Source organism: Pseudothauera lacus (assembly GCF_003034845.1).
Taxonomy (GTDB): Bacteria; Pseudomonadota; Gammaproteobacteria; order Burkholderiales; family Rhodocyclaceae; genus Pseudothauera; species Pseudothauera lacus.
The window spans coordinates 1-5,341 of record NZ_PZKC01000027.1 but is presented as its reverse complement, the minus strand read 5'-3'; the positions used below and the strand labels follow the sequence as shown (position 1 = coordinate 5,341).

Here is a 5,341-nt window from a genome sequence, read left to right as displayed (position 1 = left end):
GTTGCTTCAAAATCTCGCTTCTTCGCTGCTTGAGCAGCAGATCTTTAAAAACTTGAACAACCGATAAGTGTGGGTGCTTGGTTGTTGTGACCGCAAGCTGCCTTCGGGCAGTGGATTCACAATGATTTGAGTGCTCGCAAAAAGTCAGTAATGATTTTGAGTGCTTTGCTGGATTGAACTTAAGAGTTTGATCCTGGCTCAGATTGAACGCTGGCGGCATGCTTTACACATGCAAGTCGAACGGCAGCGGGGGCTTCGGCCCGCCGGCGAGTGGCGAACGGGTGAGTAATGCATCGGAACATGCCCAGTCGTGGGGGATAACTACTCGAAAGAGTAGCTAATACCGCATACGTCCTGAGGGAGAAAGCGGGGGATCTTCGGACCTCGTGCGATTGGAGTGGCCGATGTCGGATTAGCTAGTAGGTGGGGTAAAGGCCCACCTAGGCGACGATCCGTAGCTGGTCTGAGAGGATGATCAGCCACACTGGGACTGAGACACGGCCCAGACTCCTACGGGAGGCAGCAGTGGGGAATTTTGGACAATGGGCGCAAGCCTGATCCAGCCATGCCGCGTGAGTGAAGAAGGCCTTCGGGTTGTAAAGCTCTTTCAGTCGGGAAGAAAAGGCGGGCTCTAACATAGCCCGTTGCTGACGGTACCGACAGAAGAAGCACCGGCTAACTACGTGCCAGCAGCCGCGGTAATACGTAGGGTGCGAGCGTTAATCGGAATTACTGGGCGTAAAGCGTGCGCAGGCGGTTTTGTAAGACAGATGTGAAATCCCCGGGCTTAACCTGGGAACTGCGTTTGTGACTGCAAGGCTAGAGTACGGCAGAGGGGGGTGGAATTCCACGTGTAGCAGTGAAATGCGTAGATATGTGGAGGAACACCGATGGCGAAGGCAGCCCCCTGGGCCTGTACTGACGCTCATGCACGAAAGCGTGGGGAGCAAACAGGATTAGATACCCTGGTAGTCCACGCCCTAAACGATGTCAACTAGTCGTTCGGAGCGGTAACGCACTGAGTGACGCAGCTAACGCGTGAAGTTGACCGCCTGGGGAGTACGGCCGCAAGGTTAAAACTCAAAGGAATTGACGGGGACCCGCACAAGCGGTGGATGATGTGGATTAATTCGATGCAACGCGAAAAACCTTACCTACCCTTGACATGCCAGGAATCTTGGTGAGAGCCGAGAGTGCCTTCGGGAGCCTGGACACAGGTGCTGCATGGCTGTCGTCAGCTCGTGTCGTGAGATGTTGGGTTAAGTCCCGCAACGAGCGCAACCCTTGTCACTAGTTGCCAGCATTTAGTTGGGCACTCTAGTGAGACTGCCGGTGACAAACCGGAGGAAGGTGGGGATGACGTCAAGTCCTCATGGCCCTTATGGGTAGGGCTTCACACGTCATACAATGGTCGGTACAGAGGGTTGCCAAACCGCGAGGTGGAGCCAATCCCTTAAAGCCGATCGTAGTCCGGATCGTAGTCTGCAACTCGACTACGTGAAGTCGGAATCGCTAGTAATCGCGGATCAGCATGTCGCGGTGAATACGTTCCCGGGTCTTGTACACACCGCCCGTCACACCATGGGAGTGGGTTTCACCAGAAGTAGGTAGCTTAACCTTCGGGAGGGCGCTTACCACGGTGAGATTCATGACTGGGGTGAAGTCGTAACAAGGTAGCCGTAGGGGAACCTGCGGCTGGATCACCTCCTTTCAAGAGAAAAGGTCACGGTGACCAAGTATCCACAACTTATCGGTTGTTCAACGTGTCGTGCCTCGCAACACACAGCGGGTCTGTAGCTCAGCTGGTTAGAGCACCGTCTTGATAAGGCGGGGGTCGTTGGTTCGAACCCAACCAGACCCACCAAGCGTTTCAGGTCCGGGGGGCTGTAGCTCAGCTGGGAGAGCGGCGGCTTTGCAAGCCGTAGGTCGTCGGTTCGATCCCGACCAGCTCCACCAAGCGGTGTTCAAGTGTTGTGCAGGGAAGGTGTGAAGTGTTTGTCGCCCGAGTGGGTCGGCCAAGACTTCACCCCTTCGGCGTCGGCCGGCGTAGCCGGGCAGATGCTCAAGAGGACCGTTCTTTAACAAATTGGATAGCAGTAGTAAAGCACACGCGGTGGCAGTCAGCATTGCATCGCGTGTGATGGGTAGTGATTGCATCGCGTCAAGGGCTGCGCTTTGAACCGGCGGCAGCACCTGGCGCGCACAAACGAGTTGTATTGCCTATTGCCGGGCCTTCGAACAGAGGGCCCAAGGTTATAGGATCAAGCGACTAAGTGCATGTGGTGGATGCCTTGGCGATCACAGGCGATGAAGGACGTGCAAGCCTGCGAAAAGCACGGGGGAGCTGGCAATGGAGCTTTGATCCCGTGATGTCCGAATGGGGAAACCCACTCCGCAAGGAGTATCCCTGGCTGAATACATAGGCCAGAGGAGGCGAACCGAGCGAACTGAAACATCTAAGTAGCTCGAGGAACAGAAATCAACCGAGATTCCGTCAGTAGTGGCGAGCGAAAGCGGATCAGCCTGCACGACTAAACCATCTTGTTAGCAGAACGGTCTGGAAAGTCCGGCAATAAAGGGTGATAGCCCCGTATGCGAAAACAAGGTGGCGGGTCTGAGCGTGCGACAAGTAGGGCGGGACACGTGAAATCCTGTCTGAAGATGGGGGGACCATCCTCCAAGGCTAAATACTCGTGATCGACCGATAGTGAACCAGTACCGTGAGGGAAAGGCGAAAAGAACCCCGGGAGGGGAGTGAAATAGATCCTGAAACCGCATGCATACAAACAGTGGGAGCCTCCTTGTGGGGTGACTGCGTACCTTTTGTATAATGGGTCAGCGACTTACGTTATGTTGCGAGCTTAACCGAATAGGGGAGGCGTAGCGAAAGCGAGTCTGATAAGGGCGCTTTAGTAGCATGATGTAGACCCGAAACCGGATGATCTATCCATGGCCAGGATGAAGGTGCCGTAACAGGTACTGGAGGTCCGAACCCACTAACGTTGAAAAGTTAGGGGATGAGCTGTGGATAGGGGTGAAAGGCTAAACAAATCCGGAAATAGCTGGTTCTCCCCGAAAACTATTTAGGTAGTGCGTCGTACGGACACTTGCGGGGGTAGAGCACTGTAATCGTTGGGGGGGTCATTGCGATCTACCCCGCGATAGCAAACTCCGAATACCGCAAAGTGATATACGGCAGACAGACAGCGGGTGCTAACGTCCGTTGTCAAGAGGGAAACAACCCAGACCGCCAGCTAAGGTCCCAAATGCATGGCTAAGTGGCAAACGAAGTGGGAAGGCATAGACAGCTAGGAGGTTGGCTTAGAAGCAGCCACCCTTTAAAGAAAGCGTAATAGCTCACTAGTCGAGTCGTCCTGCGCGGAAGATGTAACGGGGCTCAAGCCATGAACCGAAGCTGCGGATGCACGCAAGTGCATGGTAGGGGAGCGTTCCGTAAGCCTGTGAAGGTGTCTCGTAAGGGATGCTGGAGGTATCGGAAGTGCGAATGCTGACATGAGTAGCGATAAAGGGAGTGAAAAGCTCCCTCGCCGAAAGCCCAAGGTTTCCTGCGCAACGTTCATCGGCGCAGGGTGAGTCGGCCCCTAAGGCGAGGCTGAAAAGCGTAGTCGATGGGAAACGGGTCAATATTCCCGTACCGGTCATAGATGCGATGGGGGGACGGAGAAGGTTAGGTCAGCCGGGTGTTGGACGTCCCGGTTTAAGCGTGTAGGCATGCACCGTAGGCAAATCCGCGGAGCTAAGCTGAGGCGTGATGACGAGGTCTCTTTGAGACCGAAGTGATTGATACCATGCTTCCAGGAAAAGCCTCTAAGCTTCAGTCTATGATCGACCGTACCGCAAACCGACACAGGTGGGCAGGTTGAAAATACCAAGGCGCTTGAGAGAACTCAGGAGAAGGAACTCGGCAAATTGATACCGTAACTTCGGGAGAAGGTATGCCCCATTAGCTTGTAGGAGAACATCCGAAGGGCGAAGGGGCCGCAGAGAATCGGTGGCTGCGACTGTTTATTAAAAACACAGCACTGTGCAAAATCGAAAGATGACGTATACGGTGTGACGCCTGCCCGGTGCCGGAAGGTTAAGTGATGGGGTGCAAGCTCTTGATCGAAGCCCCGGTAAACGGCGGCCGTAACTATAACGGTCCTAAGGTAGCGAAATTCCTTGTCGGGTAAGTTCCGACCTGCACGAATGGCGTAACGATGGCCACACTGTCTCCTCCTGAGACTCAGCGAAGTTGAAGTGTTTGTGAAGATGCAATCTCCCCGCGGCAAGACGGAAAGACCCCATGAACCTTTACTGTAGCTTTGCATTGGACTTTGACGGGACTTGTGTAGGATAGGTGGGAGGCTTTGAAGTGGGGACGCCAGTTCTCATGGAGCCAACCTTGAAATACCACCCTGGTGTCGTTGAGGTTCTAACCCAGGCCCGTGAATCCGGGTCGGGGACCGTGCATGGCAGGCAGTTTGACTGGGGCGGTCTCCTCCCAAAAGGTAACGGAGGAGTACGAAGGTCGCCTAGACACGGTCGGACATCGTGTTGATAGTGCAATGGCAAAAGGCGGCTTGACTGCGAGACCGACAAGTCGAGCAGGTGCGAAAGCAGGTCATAGTGATCCGGTGGTTCTGTATGGAAGGGCCATCGCTCAACGGATAAAAGGTACTCTGGGGATAACAGGCTGATTCCGCCCAAGAGTTCACATCGACGGCGGAGTTTGGCACCTCGATGTCGGCTCATCACATCCTGGGGCTGTAGCCGGTCCCAAGGGTATGGCTGTTCGCCATTTAAAGTGGTACGTGAGCTGGGTTTAAAACGTCGTGAGACAGTTTGGTCCCTATCTGCCGTGGGCGCTGGAAGTTTGAGGGGACCTGCTCCTAGTACGAGAGGACCGGAGTGGACGCACCTCTGGTGTACCGGTTGTGACGCCAGTCGCATCGCCGGGTAGCTAAGTGCGGAAGAGATAACCGCTGAAAGCATCTAAGCGGGAAACTCGCCTCAAGATGAGACTTCCCCGGGGCCTCGAGCCCCCTGAAGGGTCGTTGAAGACCACAACGTTGATAGGTCGGGTGTGGAAGCGTGGCAACACGTGTAGCTAACCGATACTAATTGCCCGTGCGGCTTGATCCTATAACCTTGCGCAACACAACTCTAAAACAGTCACTACCCAACACAACTGCTATCCACATTTGTTACCCGCTCAAAGTCTGACGACCATAGCGTCTCGGTACCACCCCTTCCCATCCCGAACAGGACCGTGAAACGAGACCGCGCCGATGATAGTGAGGTTCCCCTCGCGAAAGTAGGTCATCGTCAGACTAACCCA

The 5,341-nt window shown here is 54.7% G+C and carries 2 tRNA genes and 3 rRNA genes; all 5 read left to right on the top strand.

Annotated features, from left to right (window positions below):
* Positions 1-175: 175 nt before the first annotated feature.
* The 5 genes from C8261_RS16980 (at position 176) to rrf (ending at position 5,334) form a co-directional block, all read left to right on the top strand.
* Positions 176-1,711 (top strand): 16S ribosomal RNA (locus C8261_RS16980).
* A gap of 76 nt (positions 1,712-1,787) precedes the next feature.
* Positions 1,788-1,864 (top strand) — tRNA-Ile (locus C8261_RS16975).
* A 16-nt stretch (positions 1,865-1,880) separates the two neighbouring features.
* A tRNA-Ala gene (locus tag C8261_RS16970) sits at positions 1,881-1,956 on the top strand.
* Positions 1,957-2,259: 303 nt separating this feature from the next.
* Positions 2,260-5,145 (top strand): 23S ribosomal RNA (locus C8261_RS16965).
* Between the two features lie 76 nt (positions 5,146-5,221).
* Positions 5,222-5,334 (top strand): 5S ribosomal RNA (gene rrf / locus C8261_RS16960).
* Together the 16S, 23S and 5S rRNA genes with 2 tRNA genes alongside form the textbook arrangement of a ribosomal RNA operon.
* The last annotated feature ends 7 nt before the right edge of the window (positions 5,335-5,341 follow it).